Origin of the sequence: Streptomyces asoensis (genome assembly GCF_016860545.1) — a bacterium.
Classification (GTDB): Bacteria; Actinomycetota; Actinomycetes; order Streptomycetales; family Streptomycetaceae; genus Streptomyces; species Streptomyces asoensis.
In genome coordinates this window covers 437,985-458,997 of record NZ_BNEB01000002.1, presented here as the reverse complement: position 1 = coordinate 458,997, position 21,013 = coordinate 437,985, and the positions used below count along the sequence as shown (strand labels likewise).

Here is a 21,013-nt window from a genome sequence, read left to right as displayed (position 1 = left end):
CCGGTGGCCGGGCCCGCCTCGAAGGGCGGGACCGGCCACGGGTCGTGCGGGGGTGCGCGGCGCCTGGTCGTGGGCCGCGGTCCGGGGCCGCCGTCGGCAGCCCCGGCGCGGGGTGCGTCAGTTGCTCACGCCGCGGCCGAGCTCCCACAGCTGGAGCGTCGCGGAGGAGTTCAGCACGTAGGCGGTGCCGGTGACGTCGTTGTTGGCGGCGACGTACTGCTTGCCCTGCCACAGCGGCAGGAGCGGGACGTCACGGGCGACGATGTCCTGGATCTCGGTCAGGTTCTTCGCGGCGCTGAGGCGGTCGGCCTCGCGGCGGGAGGCCGGGATCAGCTTGTCGATGATGTTGCTGTTGGAGTACGGGGACTTGAGGAAGTTGTCCTTGTCGAGGAACGGGGCGACGAAGTTGTCGGCGTCGGGGAAGTCGGGGAACCAGCCCATCCCGTAGACGGCGTACTCGCCCTTGCGCTCGGCCGGGACGAACGCGTCCCAGGGGGTGCCCTTGATGGAGACGTCGAACAGGCCGCTGTCGTTGAGCTGCTTCGACAGCACCTCGAACTCCTGCTTGGTGGCAGGGCCGTAGTGGTCGGTCGTGTAGTTCAGCGTCAGCTTCACCGGGGTGGTGATGTCGGCGTCCGCGAGCAGTTCCTTGGCCTTGGTGACGTTCGGGTCGCCGTAGAGGTTGAAGAACGCGTTGGAGTGGCCGGTGATGGTGGCCGGGACCAGCGAGTACAGGGGCTGGGCCTGGGAGCCGTAGACCTCGGAGACGAGCGCGCCGCGGTTGATGACCTGGGCCATCGCCTGGCGGACGGCCTTGGACTTGACCGACGGGTCGGTGGTGTCGAAGGCGAGGTAGCGGATCTCGAGGCCGTTGAGCTCGACGAGGCTGATGTCGCCGGTCGTCGAGGTCTCGGAGAGCTTCTGGATCTGCTCCGGCGACATGGTGCGGGTCATGAGGTCGATGTCGCCCTTTTCGAGGGCGGTGCTCATGGCGTCGGCGTCCTTGTAGGAGACCATGTCGACCTGGTCGTTGTTCACCTCGAGCGTCCCCTTGTAATTGGGGTTCTTGGTGAAGACGGCCTTGGTCATCTCGTCGCCGTCGGTGTCGGCCTTGAGGGTGTAGGGGCCGGAGCCGTCGATCGAGAAGCCGTCGCGCAGCTTGTCCTTCTCGTAGTCCTTCGGGTTGACGATGCCGGCGACCGGGGTCGACAACTTGAAGGGGAAGGTGGCGTCGGCGGTCTTGAGGTGGAAGATGACTTCGTTGTCACCCTGCGTCTCGATGGTGTCGATCGTCGACAGCAGGGCGAAGACGCCGGAGTCGGCCTTGATGGTGCGGGCGCGCTCGATGGAGAACTTGACGTCCTTGGCGGTGACGGCCTCGCCGTCGGCGAACTTCAGGCCGCTGCGCAGCTTGCAGGCGTAGCGCTCGTTGCCGGTGTCGGTGAAGCCGCAGCTCTGCGCCGCCTCCGGGACGGGTTCGCCCTCGCCCTTGGGCTGGATCATCAGGGTCTGCACGGTCTGGCGCAGGATGTTCCAGGTGCCGACGTCGTAGGAGTACGCCGGGTCGAGCGGGGCAGGGGCGTCCTTGGTGGCGGTGAACCGGTCCGTGGTGCCCAAGACGATGGCGTCCCCACCGCCGCTACCGCCGTCGGACCCGCCGCAGGCGGCGAGTACGGGCGCGAGCAGACTGACCACGGCCGGCAGCACCAAAGTCTTGCGGTTCATGCTCGAGTTTCTCCAGAGCTGTCGAGTCCGTGTACCCGGCATGCAGGGGTGTCGCGGCGGATCACGGGGTTAGGGCGATGTTCTCGCGACGAGATTAGTCCGCGTCGGCACGAGGGTTCGCGGCCACCGGAGTTGAATGCCCATCACGCTGCGGAACCGGTCGCGAACGCACTGAACAACCGTCACCGGAAGGATTCGTGCAGCTGCTCACCAATCGGGACACAAAGACGCGCCCGGACCCGCCCGGCAGGGCCGTCATGCACACGGAGAGTCAGCTGTCGAGGCCCGGACGGGTGGGGAACGTCACACACCGTGCGGGGTTCGGGAGGGGTGTAATTCGGCCGCCGCCGACGCGGCGCCGAAGATCGGAATTCCCCCGCGCGTACACCCGCCGAATTCCTCGCTATCGGCGGTGCACGCTGGGTGAACGCCTATCCCTTTTCCGTCATCGGCCTCTCACCGATGATCGCGGCGGCCGTCATCGGAGCGGCATCAGGTCGCGCAGGAATGCCAGGTCGACCTGTTCCAGCGAGGGGACGACCGTGCGCCGGTGGGAGGGGGTGATGGGGGCGACGGAGGGTACGGCGACGACGTGGCAGCCCGCGGCCTCGGCTGAGGCGACGCCGGTCGCGGTGTCCTCGATGACGGCGCATCTGGCCGGGTCCACGCCGAGTCCTGAGGCCGCGAACAGGTAGGGGTCGGGGTGCGGCTTGGTGCGCGCGACCTCGTCGCCGGCCACGCTGAGACGGAAGTTCTCGTGGCCGAGCGAGGTGAGGACGCGGTCGATGATGCGCCGGTGGGAGGCGGAGACGAGGGCCGTGGGCACCTCGTGCTCGGTCAGCTCGGCGAGCAGCCGGGCGGCTCCCGGCATCAGGGGCAGGGCGCGGGTGATGCGGTCCTCGAACCCCTGGTTGAGCAGGACGGTCAGGTCGGCGAGGTCGATGTCGGCCCCGGTCGCCTCGATCAGGAAGCCCGCGCTGCGGGTCATCGGTCCGCCCACCACGACATGGCGCCAGGAGTCGTCGAGGGTGTGGCCCAGGCCGGCGAAGATCTCGACTTCGACGTCCCACCAGAAACCCTCGGTGTCCACCAGGGTGCCGTCCATGTCGAGCAGCACGGCCTGAAGGGCGGAGCCTTCGGCCGTGCGGGTGAGTGGCGCGGGAACCGTGCTGGTCATCCACGTACCTCCTTGAGGGACGAGCAGGCCGGTTCCCGCTGGGGGGAACCGGCCTTCAGTGGACCGACCAGTGTACGACTTATCCGATCAGTGTGCTCAGTGGCACGCGTGGGTCACCGTGCGTTGAAGTACTTCGCCTCGGGGTGGTGGATCACGATGGCGTCCGTGGACTGCTCGGGGTGCAGCTGGAACTCCTCGGACAGGTGGACGCCGATCCGCTCGGGCCGCAGCATCTCGGCGATCTTGGCGCGGTCCTCCAGGTCGGGGCAGGCGCCGTAGCCGAGGGAGAAGCGGGCGCCGCGGTACTTCAGGGCGAACATGTCCTCGACGTCGGCCGGGTCCTCGCCGGCGAAGCCGAGTTCGGCGCGCACGCGGGCGTGCCAGTACTCGGCGAGGGCCTCGGCGAGCTGCACGGACAGGCCGTGCAGCTCGAGGTAGTCGCGGTAGGAGTCCGACGCGAAGAGCTTGGCTGTCTCCTCGCCGATGCGGGAGCCGACGGTGACGACCTGGAAGCCGACCACGTCCGTCTCCCCCGACTCCTCCGGGCGGAAGAAGTCGGCCAGGCACAGCCGGCGGCCGCGGCGCTGGCGGGGGAAGGTGAAGCGGGTGCGTTCGTTGCCCTGCTCGTCCAGGACGATCAGGTCGTCGTCCTTGGAGACGCAGGGGAAGTAGCCGTAGACGACGGCCGCTTCGAGGAGGTTGTCGGTCTGGAGCCGGTCCAGCAGCCCGCGCAGCCGGGGCCGGCCCTCGGTCTCGACGAGTTCCTCGTAGCTCGGTCCGTCGCCGCTGCGGGCCTGCTTCAGTCCCCACTGGCCCTTGAAGAGGGCGCCCTCGTCGAGCCAGGAGGCGTACTCCTTGAGCTGGATGCCCTTGATGACCCGGGTGCCCTCGAACGGGGGCTCGGGGACCGGGTTGTCGGTGGCGACGTCGGAGCGGACGTGGCCCTCCTGGGGGCGTTCCTCGACCTCGGCCGCGGCGGCGCTCGGGCGCACCCGGCGCTGCTTCAGCTCGGGCAGCTTCGCGCCGGGCACGCCCCGCTTCACGCCGATGAGGGCGTCCATGAGGCGCAGGCCCTCGAAGGCGTCGCGGGCGTAGCGGACCTCGCCCTGGTAGATCTCGTGCAGGTCCTGTTCGACATAGGCCCTGGTCAGGGCGGCGCCGCCGAGGATGACGGGGTAGTCGGCGGCCATCTTGCGCTGGTTGAGCTCCTGAAGGTTCTCCTTCATGATCACGGTGGATTTGACGAGGAGTCCGGACATGCCGATGACGTCGGCCCGGTGTTCCTCGGCGGCTTCCAGGATCGCGGAGACCGGCTGCTTGATGCCGAGGTTGACGACGTTGTAGCCGTTGTTGGACAGGATGATGTCGACGAGGTTCTTGCCGATGTCGTGGACGTCGCCGCGCACGGTGGCCAGCACGATGGTGCCCTTGCCCTCGGCGTCCGACTTCTCCATGTGCGGTTCGAGGTAGGCGACCGCGCTCTTCATGACCTCGGCGGACTGGAGGACGAACGGCAGCTGCATCTGCCCGGAGCCGAACAGCTCGCCGACGACCTTCATGCCGTCCAGGAGGGTGTCGTTGACGATGTCCAGGGCCGGGCGGCTCCGGAGGGCCTGCGCGAGGTCCTGCTCGAGGCCGTTCTTCTCGCCGTCGATGATGCGCCGCTTGAGCCGCTCCTCCAGCGGCAGCGCGGCCAGTTCCTCGGCCTTGCCCGCCTTCAGGGACTTCGTGGTCGCGCCCTCGAAGAGCGCCATCAGCTTCTGGAGCGGGTCGTAGCCCTCACGGCGGCGGTCGTAAACGAGGTCCAGGGCGGTGGCGACCTCCTCCTCGCTGAAACGGGCGATCGGCAGGATCTTCGAGGCGTGCACGATCGCCGAGTCCAGGCCGGCCTTGACGCACTCGTCCAGGAACACCGAGTTCAGCAGGATCCGCGCGGCCGGGTTCAGACCGAAGGAGATGTTCGACAGACCCAGGGTGGTCTGCACGTCGGGCCGCCGGCGCTTGAGCTCGCGGATCGCCTCGATCGTGGCGATGCCGTCCCCCCGGGACTCCTCCTGGCCGGTGCAGATCGTGAACGTCAGACAGTCGATGAGGATGTCCGACTCGAGGATGCCCCAGTTGCCCGTCAGGTCGTCGATGAGGCGCTCGGCGATGGCCACCTTCGCCTCGACCGTGCGCGCCTGGCCCTCCTCGTCGATGGTCAGCGCGATCAGCGCGGCGCCGTGCTCCCGGGCCAGCTGCGTGACCTTCGCGAACCGCGACTCGGGACCGTCGCCGTCCTCGTAGTTCACCGAGTTCAGCACCGCCCGGCCGCCCAGCCGCTCCAGGCCCGCGCGCAGCACGTCGACCTCGGTGGAGTCCAGCACGATCGGCAAGGTGGAGGCGGTCGCGAACCGTCCCGCCAGCTCGTCCATGTCGGCGACGCCGTCGCGGCCCACGTAGTCGACACAGAGGTCGAGCATGTGGGCGCCCTCGCGGATCTGGTCGCGGGCCATCTCCACGCAGTCGTCCCAGCGGCCCTCCAGCATGGCCTCGCGGAACTTCTTCGACCCGTTGGCGTTCGTGCGCTCACCGATCGCCATGTAGGCGGTGTCCTGACGGAACGCCACGCTCTGGTACAGGGAGGCGGCACCCGGCTCGGGGCGGGGGCTGCGTTCGGCCGGGGAGGCGCCCCGGACCCGCTCCACCAGCCGGCTCAGGTGCTCGGGGGTCGTCCCGCAGCAGCCGCCGACCAGGTTCAGTCCGTAGTCGCGGACGAAGGTGTCCTGGGCGTCGGCCAGGCCTTCGGCGTCGAGCGGGAAGTGGGCGCCGTCCTTGGTGAGGATCGGCAGGCCGGCGTTGGGCATGCAGAGCAGCGGGGTGCGGGCGTGGCGGGCCAGATAGCGCAGGTGCTCGCTCATCTCGGCCGGGCCGGTGGAGCAGTTCAGGCCGATCATGTCGATGCCGAGGGGCTCCAGCGCGGTCAGCGCGGCGCCGATCTCGGAGCCGAGCAGCATGGTGCCGGTCGTCTCGAACGCCATCGAGACCAGCAGGGGCACCTCGACGCCGGTCGCCTCCATGGCGCGGCGGGCGCCCAGTACGGAGGACTTGGTCTGGAGCAGGTCCTGGGTGGTCTCCACGATCAGGGCGTCCGCGCCGCCGGCGAGCAGGCCCTCGGCGTTGGCCTGGAAGCCGTCGCGCAGGGTGCCGTAGGCGATGTGGCCGAGGGTGGGCAGCTTGGTGCCGGGGCCGATCGAGCCGAGGACCCAGCGGGTGCGGCCGTCGCGGGCGGCGAAGGCGTCGGCGCTCTCGCGGGCGATGCGGGCGCCGGCCTCGGAGAGCTCGTACACCCGCTCGGGGATGTCGTACTCCGCCATGGCCGAGTGGTTTGCGCCGAACGTGTTGGTCTCGACGCAGTCGACGCCCGCGGCGAAGTACTCCTCGTGCACCGAGCGCACGATGTCGGGGCGGGTGACGTTGAGGATCTCGTTGCAGCCCTCCAGCTGCTCGAAGTCCTCGAGTGTGGGCTCCTGGGCCTGGAGCATGGTGCCCATCGCCCCGTCGGCGACCACCACACGGGTGGCCAGGGCCTCTCGGAGCTCGGACACGCGGGTCCGGCTGTCGGCGGAAGGGGTCGGCGGCACAGAGGCCATGAAAGGGCTCCCTCAGGTGCGACGGCTGTCGGCTTTGCGTCACCTCGGGTGCGGACGGGAAGCCGCGCCGAGGAGAGCGCACGCCGTCAGGGTAGCCGGGACGGAGGCCTTATGGTCGGGGGCGTCCACGGGACGGACGCGCGTGGCGGTCCCGCACCGGCGGACCGCGAGTGCGGTCAGGGCCGTTCCCGAGCGGCCCACGACCGGGCGACGCGGGCGCCACCGCGAAGAGACAAGTGACGTAACAGGGATCGACCGAACGTTAGCGGAAGGTCGACATGGACCGGTAGTGTTCGACATTGCCGAACGACGGCGGCAGCTGCCGTCCGTGGACGGCCGAAGGGGACGGAGGCAGGACGGCGATGGCACGGAACATCCAGTCGGTCGAACGCGCGGCCGCGATGCTGCGGTTGCTCGCCGGCGGTGAGCGGCGGCTGGGCCTGTCGGACATCGCCTCGTCCACGGGCCTCGCCAAAGGCACCGCCCACGGCATCCTGCGCACCCTCCAGCAGGAGGGCTTCGTCGAGCAGGACGACGCCTCCGGGCGCTATCAGCTGGGCGCCGAGCTGCTGCGCCTGGGGACCACGTACCTGGACGTGCACGAGCTGCGCGCGCGTGCCCTGGTCTGGACGGACGACCTGGCGCGCTCCAGCGGGGAGAGTGTCCACCTGGGCGTTCTGCACCAGCAGGGCGTGCTGATCGTGCACCACGTCTTCCGGCCGGACGACAGCCGGCAGGTGCTGGAGATCGGGGCCATGCAGCCCCTGCACTCCACGGCGCTGGGCAAGGTGCTGTCGGCCTACGACCCGGTGGCGCACAGCGAGGCGCTGGAGGCGGAGCGCAAGCCGTTCACGGACCGCACGGTGTGCGAGCCGGAGGCGTTCGAGCGCATCCTCGACCTGACCCGCGCGCGCGGGTACGCGGCCGACGTGGAGGAGACCTGGGAGGGTGTGGCGTCCATCGCCGCCCCCATCCACGACCGGCGGCGCATGCCCGTCGGCGCGGTCGGCATCACCGGCGCCGTGGAGCGGCTGGGCCGCGACGGGGAGGTGCGCCCCGAGCTGATCGCGGCGGTGCGCGACTGCGCCCGCGCGGTGTCGCGGGACCTGGGCGGCGGGCGCTTCTGAGCGCCGGGGGCCGCCGTGCGCCCGTGGGCCGCACCGGCTCCGAGCAGCACCGACTCCTGAGAACTGCGTAAGAACGGGCCGGGACACCGCACGGGGTCCCGGCCTTCGTCATACGCTGCGATAGCGCCTGAACTGGGCAAAAAGGGCGAGAGTATGCGCACCGCCGCGAAGATCGAAAACGTCCGGCGATCAATAACGATCGCACTTTCGACAACAACACTCTTGACGTGCACGTAACGCCGGGACAAGACTCCCGTCCATCGGTCGACATTGTCGAACACCTACCGGCAATACGCGCTAGAGTGTGACAACGTCAAAGGCCGGCATCGCTCTCACCCCCGAGGGCGCTCGAACCCCCGGTGGGACCCGGGGTTCGGCTTCCCTGGACGAAGGACAAAGGAGTCGCGGGTGTCCAGCTCCGACATCTTCATCGGCGAGACCATCGGTACCGCCATACTCATCCTGCTCGGCGGTGGCGTGTGCGCCGCCGTCACGCTGAAGGCCTCCAAGGCCCGCAACGCCGGCTGGCTCGCCATCACCTTCGGGTGGGGTTTCGCCGTTCTGACGGCCGTCTACACCTCGGCGCCCCTTTCCGGCGCCCACCTCAACCCGGCGGTCACCCTCGCACTCGCGATCAAGGACGACGACTGGAGCAACGTTCCGGTCTACTGGGCCGGGCAGCTGCTCGGTGCCGCCATCGGCGCCGCCCTGGTCTGGGTCGCCTACTACGGCCAGTTCCACGCGCACCTCACCGACAAGGAGATAGTCGGCGAGCCGGCGACGCAGGCCACGGCCGCCAAGTCGGTCGAGGCGCGCGAGAAGGCCGCGGGACCGGTCCTCGGCGTCTTCTCCACCGGCCCGGAGATCCGGGTCGTCTGGCAGAACCTCGCCACGGAGATCATCGGCACCGTCGTGCTGGTCCTCGCCGTCCTCACGCAGGGCCTGAACGACAAGGGCAACGGCCTCGGCACCCTCGGCGCGCTCATCACCGCGCTCGTGGTGGTCTCCATCGGTCTGTCGCTCGGCGGCCCCACCGGCTACGCCATCAACCCGGCCCGTGACCTCGGTCCGCGTATCGTGCACGCCCTCCTGCCCCTGCCCAACAAGGGCGGCTCCGACTGGAGCTACGCCTGGATCCCGGTGGTCGGTCCGCTGATCGGCGGCGCGATCGCTGCGGGTATCTACAACGTCGCTTTTGCTTGAGAGCACCAGCCGCACCGCGTAGTAAGAGCACCGCACGCACGGCCCCTCACCCACGGAACCCCAGGAGCACACCGTGACCGACGCGCACACCGCCGGCCCCTTCATCGCCGCCATCGACCAGGGCACCACGTCCTCGCGCTGCATCGTCTTCGACCGGGACGGCCGCATCGTCTCCGTCGACCAGAAGGAGCACGAGCAGATCTTCCCGAAGCCGGGCTGGGTCGAGCACGACGCCAACGAGATCTGGACCAACGTCCAGGAAGTCGTCGCCGGAGCCATCGAGAAGGCCGGCATCACCCGCGACGACATCAAGGCCATCGGCATCACCAACCAGCGTGAGACCACGCTGCTGTGGGACAAGAACACCGGACAGCCCGTCCACAACGCCATCGTCTGGCAGGACACCCGCACCGACGCCCTCTGCCGCGAACTCGGCCGCAACGTCGGCCAGGACCGCTTCCGCCGCGAGACCGGCCTCCCGCTGGCCTCCTACTTCGCCGGCCCGAAGGCGCGCTGGCTGCTCGACAACGTCGAGGGCCTGCGCGAGCGCGCCGAGGCGGGCGACATCCTCTTCGGCACCATGGACACCTGGGTCATCTGGAACCTGACCGGTGGTGTCGACGGCGGCAAGCACTACACCGACGTCACCAACGCCTCCCGCACCATGCTGATGAACCTGCACACGCTGGAGTGGGACGACAAGATCGCCGAGTCCATCGGCGTCCCGCTGGCGATGCTGCCCGAGATCCGCTCCTCCGCCGAGATCTACGGCGAGGTCACCGGCGGACGCCTCGGCGACCTGCTCGGCGGCATCCCCGTCGCCTCCGCACTCGGCGACCAGCAGGCGGCCCTGTTCGGCCAGACCTGCTTCGCGGAGGGCGAGGCCAAGTCGACGTACGGCACCGGCACCTTCATGCTGCTGAACACCGGCGAGAAGATCATCAACTCGTACTCCGGCCTGCTGACCACCGTCGGCTACCGCATCGGTGACCAGAAGCCGGTCTACGCCCTCGAGGGCTCCATCGCCGTCACCGGTTCGCTGGTGCAGTGGATGCGCGACCAGATGGGCCTGATCTCCACCGCCGCCGAGATCGAGACGCTCGCGCTCTCGGTCGAGGACAACGGCGGCGCCTACTTCGTGCCGGCCTTCTCCGGTCTGTTCGCCCCGTACTGGCGCTCCGACGCCCGCGGTGTGATCGCCGGCCTCACCCGGTACGTCACCAAGGCGCACCTCGCGCGCGCCGTCCTGGAGGCCACGGCCTGGCAGACCCGTGAGATCACCGACGCCATGACGAAGGACTCCGGCGTCGAGCTCGCGGCCCTCAAGGTCGACGGCGGCATGACCTCCAACAACCTGCTGATGCAGACCCTCTCGGACTTCCTGGACGCCCCCGTGGTGCGCCCGATGGTCGCCGAGACGACCTGCCTCGGCGCCGCCTACGCCGCCGGTCTCGCCGTCGGCTTCTGGACCAGCACCGACGACCTGCGCGCCAACTGGCGCCGGGCCGCCGAGTGGACCCCCCGCATGGACGCGGACACCCGCGACCGTGAGTACAAGAGCTGGCTCAAGGCCGTCGAGCGGACCATGGGCTGGCTCGAGGACGAGGAGTAAGAACCCGACATGACCAGTCAGCCCACCCTGCAGTCCGTGCCTGCCCTGGGGACGCACCCGGCGTCCGGCTCCAACCCGAGCCGCGCCGAGACCCGGGAGCAGCTCTCCAAGGCGTCGTACGACCTTCTCGTGATCGGCGGCGGCATCCTGGGCATCTCCACCGCCTGGCACGCCGCGCAGTCCGGCCTCAGGGTGGCTCTGGTCGACGCCGGCGACTTCGCCGGCGCCACCTCCTCCGCCTCCTCCAAGCTCCTCCACGGCGGTCTGCGCTACCTTCAGACCGGCGCGGTCAAGCTGGTGGCGGAGAACCACTTCGAGCGCCGTGCGGTCTCCCGCCAGGTGGCCCCCCACCTGGCGAACCCGCTCACGTTCTACCTCCCCGTGTACAAGGGCGGGCCGCACGGCGCGGCGAAGCTCGGGGCGGGCGTCTTCGCCTACTCCGCGCTCTCGGCGTTCGGTGACGGCGTCGGCCACCTCCTGTCCCCGGCCAAGGCCGCGCAGGACGTCCCGGAGCTGCGCACCGACAACCTCAAGGCCGTGGCCGTGTACGGCGACGACCAGATGAACGACGCGCGCATGGCGCTGATGACGGTCCGCGCGGCCGTCGAGGCGGGCGCCGTGGTCCTCAACCACGCCGAGGTCAGCGGCCTGCGGTTCACCAGGGGCCGGGTCACCGGCGCCGAGCTGCGCGACCGGCTCTCCGGTGACGAGTTCGGTGTCGACGCCCGGCTGGTGCTGAACGCCACCGGCCCGTGGGTCGACCACCTGCGCCGGATGGAGGACCCGAACGCGGCCCCGTCCATCCGCCTGTCCAAGGGCGCCCACCTGGTGCTCAAGCGCACCGCCCCCTGGAAGGCCGCGCTCGCCACCCCCATCGACAAGTACCGCATCACCTTCGCCCTCCCCTGGGAGGACATGCTGCTCCTCGGCACCACCGACGAGGAGTTCGAGGGCGATCCGGCGGACGTCTCGGTCACCGAGAAGGACACGGCCCAGATACTCGACGAGGCCGCGTTCTCCATCCGCGACCAGCAGCTCGACCGTGATCTGATCACGTACGCCTTCGCGGGTCTGCGCGTGCTGCCGGGCGGGCCCGGCGACACGGCGAAGGCCAAGCGCGAGACCGTGGTCACGGAGGGCCGCGGCGGCATGCTGTCCGTCGCGGGCGGCAAGTGGACGACCTTCCGGCACATCGGCCGTACGGTGATGCAGAAGCTGGAGGCGCTGCCCGGCCACCCGCTGGGTGACGACTTCGAGCCGATCTCCTCGCTGCCGAAGAAGCTGCCGCTGCCCGGCGTCGCCAACCCCCGCGCGGTCGCCCACCGGCTGCTGGTCGACAACCCGGCGCCCGGCCCGCGCATGGCGGCCGACACCGCCAGGCACCTGGCCACCCACTACGGTTCGCTCGCCTTCGACATCGCGCGGCTGGCCAACGACAACCCCGAGCTGGGCCGGCGGGTTCACCCGGACGCTCCCGAGATCTGGGCGCAGGTCGTGTACGCGCGGGACAACGAGTGGGCGGAGACGACGGACGACGTACTGCGCCGCCGTACGACGCTGACGATCCGGGGCCTTGCCACGGACGAGGTCCGCGGCAAGGTGCAGGACCTGCTCGACAAGAAGTAGCAGACCCTCCGTCGGCCCGTTGCCCTGACCGGGGCCGGCGCCGGGGGACGGCCCCTCCGTACCGGGGCCGGAACGGGAAGGGGCGGCTCCACCCCTATGGAGCCGCCCCTTCCGCATGTCCGCACCCGCGTCCGCGCGGGCCGGGCTCCGCCGCCGGGCGCGTGCGGCCGGCGCGTGCGGCCGGTCAGCCGAGCGACGCGACGAGCGCGCGGACCGCCGTGACGTCCGTCAGTTCCCCGCGCCGCACGATGAGTTCGCGGCCCAGCAGCAGGGCCCGCCGGGACGCGGGTACCGGGTCGGGCAGGGTCGTCAGGTCGGTGAGGTGGGCGAAGCCGATGACGCGGCGGACGATCTCGGTGCCGGCGTAGCCGACGGCGTCGGTCCACACCCGGCGCAGGAAGCGGTCCAGGTAGGCGTCGTCGAAGAAGGTGTCGACCCGGGACGGCCACAGGCGGCGGAAGCCGCCCTCGAACGCCTCCCAGGACAGGCGGAGCTGCTCGGCGTGGTCCGAGAGGGCGCCGAGGGCGCGGGCCCGCTCCTCGGAGACCAGCGCGTTGGCCCAGTACAGGCCGAGGTCGTAGCCGATGGGGCCGACGAAGGAGAACTCGGGGTCGAAGACCCTCACGACGGGGGCGCCTTCGCGGGTGCCCACCATGACGCTGCCGGTGTGCAGATCGCCGTGCAGGAGTGCCTGGGCGGCGGTCATGAAGGTGTGGCGCAGGTCGGCCACCTCGGTGCGCAGGCGGGCGTCGGCGCGGAGGGCGGCGGCCAGGTCGTCGAGGCCGGGGTGCCAGTGGTTGTGCTCGTGCTCGACGTAGGGCTCCGAGAGGACCACGTCCTCGGTGATCTTGCACAGTTCCGGGCTGACGGATTCCGCGACGAGTGCCTTGCGTTCGGCGGACGGCATGCCGAAGTCGCTGGTGGCGAAGGAGAACTGGGCGACGAACTCGCCGATGCGGGCCGAGGTGTGCGGGCCGTACGCGCCGCCCGCGTCGAGCAGGGTGCGCAGGACCCGGAGGTCGGACATGTCCTCCATGACGAGGGCGTGGTTCTCGGGGTCGTAGCCGTGGACGACCGGGATCTTGTCGGGGGCGACCCGGGCGACCTGCCGGTAGGCGCGGGCCTCGGCGTCGGCGCGGTCGGGGCTCATCGGCCAGGAGGGGCCGGCGACGCGGACCCAGGGCAGGGCCTGCTTGACGGCGAGGCTGCGGGTGCCGTCGGCACAGGACGCGAGGAACACCCGGTTCATGTTGCCGTCCGACACCTCCCGGACCCGGATGTCCGTGAGGTCGTCCCAGTGGCCCCGCTCGCCGAGGTAGGCGGGGATGTCGTGGGTCTCCAGGATGCGGTAGCCCATGGTCGGTGAACTCCCTTATGCGGTGCGGCGCTTGGACAGGGTGAAGCTGAAGACCAGGGCGAGGATCAGCACCGCGCCCTCGACGACGTCCTGCGTGTAGTAGGGCAGGCCCTTGATGGTGAGGCCGGTGGTGATGATGCCGATGAGCACCGCGCCGAGGGCCGTGCCCCAGACGTTCGGGCGTCCCCTGCCGAGCACGGAGGTGCCGACGAGGGCGACCGCCACCGCCTCCAGCAGCTGGGAGGTGCCGGCCGACACGTCGCCCTGGCCGATCCTCGACGCCAGGATGAGCCCTCCCACCGAGGCGAGGACGCCGGAGATGACGTAGGCGAGGGCGCGGTGGGCGCCGACGCGGATGCCGGCCAGGCGCGCCGCCTCGGGGTTGGCGCCGATGGCGTAGAGCACGCGGCCCCAGCGGGTGCGGGCGAGGAAGACCCAGGCGACGACCGTCAGCCCGCCGAAGATCAGCACGGAGACCGGGACGCCGAGGACGGTGCCGCGGTCGATGCGCAGGAACCCGGCGGTGAAGCGGCCCGGGGCGGTGCCGCCGTCGGACATCGTCATGCCGGGCGTGATCGACTGGCCGTCGACCAGGATGAGTTTGCTGCCCTGGATCACGAACATGGTGCCCAGCGTGGCGAGCATGTCGGGGATCTTCAGTACGACGATCAGCAGCGCGTTGAGCAGACCGGCGAGGGCGCCCGCCAGCAGCACGGCGAGGATCGCGACCGTGCCGACCTGGTTGAGGACGACCATGGTGTGCGCGGCGACGGAGACGCCGAGACCGGCGACGGCGCCGACGGACATGTCCATCCCGCCGGCGGCCATGGTGAGGGTGACGCCGAGACCGAGGATCGCGGCGACGGAGACGTACCGCAGGGTGTCGAGCAGGGTCGCCGACTCGCGGAAGGAGCCCTCGCTCAGCGCGAAGTACAGGAACAGCGCGACCGTCACGAAGATGAAGCCGTACTTGATCACGGCGTTCTGGACGCGCACCGCGGTGGAGGTCGCGGGCGGGAGCGCCGCCTTGGTGGGGACCTCGGTGCTCTGGGTGGTGGTCATGGGGTGCTTCCTGGGCCTTCGGGGGCGGGCCGGCGTCAGACGGACGCCGAGATGGTCTGGATCACGCGGTCGCGCTCGGCGTCCTCGCCGTACGCGTCGAGGTGGACCTCTCCGGCGGCGAGGACCACGACCCGGTCGGCGACCTCCAGGACCTCGTCGACGTCGGCGGACAGGACGAGGACGGCCGCGCCCTCGGCGGCGAGCGAGCGGGCCCGGCGGCCGATGTCCCGCCGGGCGCCGATGTCCACGCCTCGGAACGGCTCGTCCAGGATGAGGACGCGGGGGGTGTGGGCGAGCCAGCGGCCGACGACGACCTTCTGCTGGTTGCCGCCGGACAGCTCCTCGACGGTGCTGTGCTCGTCGCGGGTGACCACGCCGAGGGCGTCGATCGTCTCGCGGCCGAGGGCGTCCTCCTTCGGCCCGTTCACGAGCCCGCCCCGGGAGAAGGACTTCAGGAAGGGCAGCGAGATGTTGCGGGCGACCGACCAGCCGGGCACGAGGGCGTCCGCGTGCCGGTCCTCGGGGACGAGGTGGACGCCGGCGCGGATGGCGTCGGAGGGGCGGCGGGGCGCGTAGGCCGTGCCGTCCAGTTCGACTTCGCCGCTCGCGAAGGGCTCCGCGCCGAACAGGCCGCGGGCCAGTTCGGTCTTGCCCGCGCCCAGCAGGCCCACGACGCCGGTGACCTCACCGGAGCGCAGGTCCAGGTCGAGGGGGGCCCGGCCCTCGAAGAGGCGGACCCCGCGCAGCGAGAGGGCTGCCTCTCCCTGGACGCCCGCCCCGACGGGCCGGGCGGTCGGCGCCTCGTGCGCCTGCGCGAGCATGGCGCGCAGGGCCGCGTCCCAGTCGAAGGGCCGGGCCTGGTCCTCGGTGAGCAGGCCGTCGCGCAGGACGACCAGCCGGTCGGCGAGGGCGTCGATCTCGCCGAGCCGGTGGGAGACGTAGAGCACGGCGATGCCGTCCGCGCGCATCCGCGCGACGAGCGTGAACAGGCGCTGTGCCTCGGCGGCGGACAGCGCTGAGGTCGGCTCGTCGAGGACGAGCAGCCGCGGGCGGGTCGCCAGGGCGCGGGCCAGGATCAGCAGCTGCCGGTCGGAGATGCCGAGTTCGGTGACGTCCTGCTTGAGCACGCGGTCGTCCCAGTCCAGACCGAGGCCGGCCTGGATCGCACGAGCGCGGGCGAGCGTGACGCGGCCGCTCAGGAAGGGGTTCCCGCGCTGCCGGGCGAGCTCCTCGAAGACCAGGTTCTCGGCGACCGTCAGGCCCGGCACGATGCCTTCGCCGATGCGCTGGTGCACCGTGCGGATGCCCAGCCGGCGGGCGGCCAGCGGTGAGTCGAGGGTGACCGGGGTGCCGTCGACGCGGACCTCTCCCCCGTGGCCCGCGTGGACACCGGAGAGGATCTTGATCAGGGTGGACTTGCCCGCGCCGTTCGCGCCGAGCAGCGCGACCACGCTGCCCGGGGCGATGTCGAGCGAGACGGAGGCGAGCACCGTCCTGCCCCCGAACGCCATGCTGACGTCGGTGAGCGCGACGGCGGGGTGCGGCGCGGGCCCGGTGGCGTGCCCGGCCGCGGACCCGGCGGCGGGCCCGGTGGGCTCGGTGGTGGTGGGCTCGGTCGGCTCGGTCGGCTCAGTGGGCGACATTCGAGATCCAGTCGGCGGTCGAGACCTGCGACAGGTTCAGCGCCGGCAGCGCCTTCCGCAGCTGGTCCATGTTCTCGATCTTCTTCTCGCGCAGGAAGTCCTGGGTGATGGCGACGGCCGGGAACGACACGGTGGTCTTGTTCAGCTGACCGGCCAGCTCCAGCGCGGTGGTGCGCACGACGGCCGCGCCGACGGCGGACGGGTCGGTGCCGGCCGTGGCGACCCAGGGGCTGCCGACCGCGGTCATCTGCTGGATGTCGGCGTTGGAGACGTCGGCGCCGAAGACCTTCACCTTGTCCTGGAGCTTCTTGTTCTGCACGGCGAGCAGGGTGCCCTTGGCGAGTTCGTCGTAGGGCGCGAACACACCGGCCACGTCGGAGTGCTGGGTGAGTGCGGCGGAGACCAGGGGAACGTTGTCGGTGGCCGTGGAGTCGGTGACCTTGCCGACCTTGAACTGCTGCTTCCAGCCCTCGGAGGCGACCGTGGACCGCCACACCGTGTCGCGCTTGTCGAGGGCGGCGTAACCGGCCACGTTGACGTAGCCCACCTTCGCGTCCTTGCCGACCTTCTCGGCCATCACGTCAAGGACCGCCCGGGCCATGCTCGCATCGTCCTGTTCGGTGGAGACGACGCCCTTGGTGGGGGTCTCGACGTCGTAGACGACGACCTTGACGCCCTTCTTCACGGCCTTGTCGATCTCCGGCTGGATGGTCGCCGGAAAGCCGTGGTCGATGATGATCGCCTTCGCGCCGGAGTTGAGGGCCGAGGAGAGGTCGGTGGCCTGCTTGGCGTTGTCGGCCTGGGCGTCGTACACGGTCAGGTCGATGCCGAGGGCCTTGGCCTGGGCCTTCGCGCCGTTGCCCCACTGCTCGAAGTAGTCGCCGGCGCCGCTCTGACGGACCAGGGCCACCTTCACCGCGCCGGCGTCGAAGGGGGCGGGCTTCTTGCCGGTGGCGGCCGCGGCCGGGGCGGCGCTGCTGCCGGTGTCCCCGGAGGCGTCCGTCGACTGCGCGCAGCCGGAGAGGACGAGGGCGGAGAGGGACGCCAGCGAGAGGGCGGCGAGAGGCAGACGGACACGGGACATGAGGGGCTCCAGGTGCGGGGTGCTACCGAGGTGCGGCGCGACGGGGACGCGCGGCGGGCGCCGCCGGGCAAGGGAATGCCGGGCGGAGGGTGCCGCGCTGAGGGAGTGGGGTGAAGCGGGGGATGCCGGGCCCGGAGCGCAGGACGGAGGCGAAACCGCTTGTGCGGCGGGGGCGCCCGGGAAGCGGGGGCGCGTCGGAGCTCCGGGAGGGGTCAGCGACAGCTGGCTGTGGTCGACCGGAGCAAGTCCACGTACAGCCGCCGTACGAGCAGCAGCGTCTTCATACGCAGATCATGAGAACGCTTTCCGCCACCCGTCAAAGGGATGGACTCCGGATCTCATGATGCGAGACAACGATTACGTCACAGGGGGTGGACGCACCGCCGGGAGTTACCATCACGGGACCGGCACCCGACCCGGCACCGTGAGGCCCCGATGACGACACGGCACGCGAACGCGCTGCGCATGCCCCGCATGCGGCGCTGTCCCGGCGCGCTGTGTCGCGGCTGAGCGACCGCCCCCGCCGCCTGCCTCTCCCCCGCTCCTTGCGTCCGTGCCGTCTCGGCATCCGGACATCCCTTACAGAATCCTGGAGTTGCTTCCATGACGCTGCTGACGACCTGGTCCGAGTCCGGCCCGGAGAACCTGGTCCGCCGTACCGCCGACCCCGCCGAGATCGCCGAGGCCCTCGCGCCGCTGGGCGTGCGCTACGAGCAGTGGCCGGTCCGCGCCGACGTGCCGTTCGACGCCGACAGCGACACGGTGTTCGCCGCGTACGGCCCGGAGATCGAGAAGCTGAACGCGCAGGAGGGCTTCACCACCGTCGACGTCCTCGGGCTGCATCCCAGCGACGACCCGGAGTTCCCGGCGAAGGCGAAGGCGGCCCGCGAGAAGTTCCTCCAGGAGCACACCCACGACGATGACGACGAGGTCCGCTTCTTCGTCTCCGGCTCCGGCATCTTCTACCTGCACGTGAACGGCGAGGTGCACGCGGTCCTGTGCGAGAAGGGCGACCTGCTGGGCGTGCCGCGCGGCACCACGCACTGGTTCGACATGGGCACCAGCCCGTCGTTCACGGCCATCCGGTTCTTCCACGAGGAGGACGGCTGGATCGGCAGCTTCACCGGTTCCGCCATCGCCGGCCGGTTCCCGGACTACGACACGATCGCGGCCGGCCACCGGGCCGACCGGGACGCCGCGTGAGCGTGCCGGCCGCCCCGGCCCACGACGTGGACGCCGTGGTGCTGGACATCGAGGGAACCACGAGCGCCACGGGCTTCGTGGTGGACGTGCTCTACCCGTACTCGCGCGCCCGGTTCGCCGAACTGCTCACCGAGCGGGCCGGGGAGCCGGTGGTGGCACGGGCGATGGCCCAGGTACGGGAGCTGACGGGCGAGCCGGACGCCGACGCGGCCCGGATCGAGAAGACGCTGAACGCCTGGCTCGACGAGGACCGCAAGGCGACCCCGCTGAAGAGCCTCCAGGGCGTCGTCTGGTCCGAGGGCTTCGCGCGCGGCGACCTCGTCTCGCACTTCTACGACGACGTCGTGCCGCGGCTGCGCGCCTGGCACGCGGCGGGGCTGCGGCTGTACGTGTACTCGTCCGGCTCGGTGTCCGCCCAGCGGGCGTGGTTCGCCAACAGCCCGGCGGGCGACCTCACCCCGCTGCTGTCCGGTCTGTACGACACCGAGAACGCCGGTCCCAAGCAGGACGCGCGGTCGTACCGCCGTATCGCCGGTTCGACCGGGGTGCCGGCCGGGCGGCTGCTCTTCCTCTCCGACCGGCCCGGCGAGCTGGACGCGGCCCGTGCGGCCGGGTGGCACGCGGTCGGCGTCCGGCGGCCCGGGGAGCCGTATTTCGAGCAGGGGGTCGGCGACCACGCGCAGGCGGGGACGTTCGACGAGATCACCGTGAACAACAGCAGGAGCACTTCATGACCGCCGACCTGACCGCGCTCGACCTGGAGGAGGCGGGGGCGGTGCTCGCCGCCGAGTCCGCCCGCTTCGCCTCCTTCGGCTGGATGCGCGGCACCTCCGGCAACCTGTCGGTGGTACTCGGCCGCGATCCGCTGCGGCTCGCGGTCACCGCGAGCGGCCACGACAAGGGCGAACTGACGCCCGCCGACGTGGTGCTGGTCGACGGCAACGGCGCCGCCGTGGACGGTGGCAGGCCGTCCGCAGAGGCGGAGCTGCACGCGCGCGTGGCCGCGCTGACCGGGGCGGGTGCGGTCGTGCACGTCCACACCGTGGCCTCGGTGGCGCTGGGTCACCGGCATCCGGGCGGGATCGTCTTCAAGGACCTGGAGATGCTCAAGGGGGTCGGCCAGCCCGCGCACGACGTCGAGGTGACACTGCCGGTCATCGCCAACAGCCAGGACATGAAGGTCCTCGGCGACCGTCTCGAGGCGGCCCGCGAGCCCCGGATGCCGGCGGTGGTCGTGGCGGGGCACGGTCTGTACGTGTGGGGCGACACCCCGCGCCAGGCCCGTCACCACACCGAAGTCGTCGAGTGGCTGCTGGAGTTGGAGCTGACGCGACGCTGATCCGCACGGGACACGGGTGAGGGCCACGGTCGTTCGGCCGTGGCCCTCACCCGTGTCCGCCGGACGCGCTCCGCAGGACGCTCAGCGGAGGTGGTCCGCGGGCAGTTCGCCCGCGGAGACCTCCAGGACGCCCCGCTCGGTCACCAGGCCCGTCACCAGGCTGCCCGGCGTGACGTCGAAGGCCGGGTTGTGGCCGCGGGACGCGGCGGGCGCCGTACGGGTCCCGGCCCACTCCAGGATCTCGTCCTCGCCGCGCAGTTCGATGTGGATGGCGCTGCCGTCCGGGGTGGCGAGATCGACCGTGGTGGTGGGCGCCGCCACCAGGAACGGGATGCCCGCGTAGGCGCAGGCGAGGGCGATGCCCACGGTGCCGACCTTGTTGGCGGTGTCCCCGTTGGCGGCGATCCGGTCGGCGCCCACGACCGCCGCGTCGACCTCGCCGCGCAGGATGGTGCCGGCGGCGGCGCCGTCGGCCTGGACGAAGTGCTCGATGCCCTCCTGGAGCAGTTCCCAGGCGGTCAGCCGGGAGCCCTGGAGGAGCGGGCGGGTCTCGTCGGCGTAGACGACCTCGAGGCGTCCGCGCGCGTGGAGTTCCCGTACGACGCCGAGCGCGGTGCCCCACCCGGCGGTCGCCAGCGCGCCGGTGTTGCAGTGCGTGAGGATCCGCAGCGGGCGGTCCGCGCCGACCCGCTTCAGCAGCCAGTCGGCGCCGGACGCGCCCATCGCGCGGTTCGCCTCGACGTCCTCGCGCTGGACAGCGGCGGCCTCCGCGAGAACGGCGTCGAGCCCCTCGTCGAAACGGGTCATGACGCGGTCCACGCACACCATGAGGTTCACGGCGGTCGGCCGGGCCTCGCGGACGCGGGCGACGGCCTCGCGCGTCCCGGCCGGCGTCCAGCCCTCACGCGCGCCCTGGAGCAGGGCGATCGCCACACCGTAGGCGCCGGCCGCGCCGATCGCCGGGGCGCCGCGCACCACGAGCCGTCGTATCGCGTCCACCAGGGTGTCCACATCGTGGACTTCGACGCTCACGGTGCGGTGCGGGAGAGCGGTCTGGTCGATCAGCGCGAGGCCGGTTCCGGTCCACTCGACGGCACGCAGTTCCTGGGACATAACGGGACACTCCTGATGTTCCGATGATGTTCGACACCGTACATGACCTCGGAGAACCCCCGAACGGCCGTAGGTGAACCACAGTTCGAGACGGCTCGGCGGATGTCCGG

At 71.0% G+C, this 21,013-nt stretch carries 15 protein-coding genes; 7 read left to right on the top strand and 8 right to left on the bottom strand.

The window, feature by feature from the left end; translation table 11 throughout:
* Nucleotides 1-117: 117 nt before the first annotated feature.
* From Saso_RS05170 to metH, 3 genes are all read right to left on the bottom strand, one after another.
* Complete coding sequence (locus Saso_RS05170) at nucleotides 118-1,725, bottom strand: ABC transporter substrate-binding protein (protein ID WP_189926440.1); 1,608 nt, start codon at nucleotides 1,723-1,725, stop codon at nucleotides 118-120.
* A gap of 478 nt (nucleotides 1,726-2,203) precedes the next feature.
* A complete protein-coding gene (locus Saso_RS05165) occupies nucleotides 2,204-2,902 on the bottom strand; it encodes an HAD family hydrolase (protein WP_189926442.1) in 699 nt (232 codons plus the stop codon).
* A 113-nt stretch (nucleotides 2,903-3,015) separates the two neighbouring features.
* Nucleotides 3,016-6,534, bottom strand: coding sequence for a methionine synthase (gene metH, locus Saso_RS05160; RefSeq protein ID WP_203833507.1), 3,519 nt, complete (start codon nucleotides 6,532-6,534; stop codon nucleotides 3,016-3,018).
* 362 nt (nucleotides 6,535-6,896) lie between these two features.
* Here metH and Saso_RS05155 point away from each other — a divergent pair, with 362 nt between their 5' ends.
* The 4 genes from Saso_RS05155 (at nucleotide 6,897) to Saso_RS05140 (ending at nucleotide 12,102) form a co-directional block, all read left to right on the top strand.
* Nucleotides 6,897-7,661 carry an IclR family transcriptional regulator gene (locus Saso_RS05155; RefSeq protein ID WP_189927511.1) on the top strand — a complete coding sequence of 255 codons (765 nt, stop codon included), beginning with the start codon at nucleotides 6,897-6,899 and terminating at the stop codon, nucleotides 7,659-7,661.
* Between the two features lie 408 nt (nucleotides 7,662-8,069).
* Nucleotides 8,070-8,864, top strand: coding sequence for an MIP/aquaporin family protein (locus Saso_RS05150; RefSeq protein ID WP_189927512.1), 795 nt, complete (start codon nucleotides 8,070-8,072; stop codon nucleotides 8,862-8,864).
* A 73-nt stretch (nucleotides 8,865-8,937) separates the two neighbouring features.
* Nucleotides 8,938-10,476 (top strand): glycerol kinase GlpK, encoded by a 1,539-nt coding sequence (gene glpK, locus Saso_RS05145; protein WP_189927513.1) that lies wholly within the window; start codon nucleotides 8,938-8,940, stop codon nucleotides 10,474-10,476.
* A 9-nt stretch (nucleotides 10,477-10,485) separates the two neighbouring features.
* Nucleotides 10,486-12,102 (top strand): glycerol-3-phosphate dehydrogenase/oxidase, encoded by a 1,617-nt coding sequence (locus tag Saso_RS05140; RefSeq protein ID WP_189927514.1) that lies wholly within the window; start codon nucleotides 10,486-10,488, stop codon nucleotides 12,100-12,102.
* 184 nt (nucleotides 12,103-12,286) lie between these two features.
* On the opposite strand, the gene mtnK is transcribed toward Saso_RS05140, so the two are convergent.
* From mtnK to Saso_RS05120, 4 genes are all read right to left on the bottom strand, one after another.
* On the bottom strand, nucleotides 12,287-13,459 hold the full coding sequence (gene mtnK / locus Saso_RS05135; protein WP_189927515.1) for an S-methyl-5-thioribose kinase: 1,173 nt from the start codon (nucleotides 13,457-13,459) through the stop codon (nucleotides 12,287-12,289).
* A gap of 15 nt (nucleotides 13,460-13,474) precedes the next feature.
* A complete protein-coding gene (locus tag Saso_RS05130) occupies nucleotides 13,475-14,521 on the bottom strand; it encodes an ABC transporter permease (RefSeq protein WP_189927516.1) in 1,047 nt (348 codons plus the stop codon).
* A 35-nt stretch (nucleotides 14,522-14,556) separates the two neighbouring features.
* The gene (locus tag Saso_RS05125) at nucleotides 14,557-16,032 is read right to left on the bottom strand and encodes a sugar ABC transporter ATP-binding protein (protein WP_189927652.1); all 1,476 of its coding nucleotides are present in this window, start codon (nucleotides 16,030-16,032) and stop codon (nucleotides 14,557-14,559) included.
* A gap of 118 nt (nucleotides 16,033-16,150) precedes the next feature.
* Nucleotides 16,151-17,248 (bottom strand): substrate-binding domain-containing protein, encoded by a 1,098-nt coding sequence (locus Saso_RS05120; protein WP_189927517.1) that lies wholly within the window; start codon nucleotides 17,246-17,248, stop codon nucleotides 16,151-16,153.
* 603 nt (nucleotides 17,249-17,851) lie between these two features.
* On the opposite strand from Saso_RS05120, the gene Saso_RS05115 reads away from it, so the two are divergent.
* Genes Saso_RS05115 through mtnB form a run of 3 tightly spaced genes read left to right on the top strand, consistent with a single transcriptional unit; the run spans nucleotide 17,852 to nucleotide 19,790 of the window.
* Nucleotides 17,852-18,451, top strand: coding sequence for a 1,2-dihydroxy-3-keto-5-methylthiopentene dioxygenase (locus Saso_RS05115; RefSeq protein WP_189927518.1), 600 nt, complete (start codon nucleotides 17,852-17,854; stop codon nucleotides 18,449-18,451).
* Nucleotides 18,448-19,185 (top strand): acireductone synthase, encoded by a 738-nt coding sequence (gene mtnC, locus Saso_RS05110; RefSeq protein WP_189927519.1) that lies wholly within the window; start codon nucleotides 18,448-18,450, stop codon nucleotides 19,183-19,185. The genes Saso_RS05115 and mtnC overlap by 4 nt, the downstream gene beginning before the upstream one ends.
* Entirely contained in the window at nucleotides 19,182-19,790 is a 609-nt protein-coding gene (gene mtnB / locus Saso_RS05105) for a methylthioribulose 1-phosphate dehydratase (RefSeq protein ID WP_189927520.1), read from the top strand. The genes mtnC and mtnB overlap by 4 nt, the downstream gene beginning before the upstream one ends.
* An 81-nt stretch (nucleotides 19,791-19,871) precedes the next feature.
* On the opposite strand, the gene mtnA is transcribed toward mtnB, so the two are convergent.
* Entirely contained in the window at nucleotides 19,872-20,903 is a 1,032-nt protein-coding gene (gene mtnA / locus Saso_RS05100; protein ID WP_189927521.1) for an S-methyl-5-thioribose-1-phosphate isomerase, read from the bottom strand.
* Nucleotides 20,904-21,013: the final 110 nt, after the last annotated feature.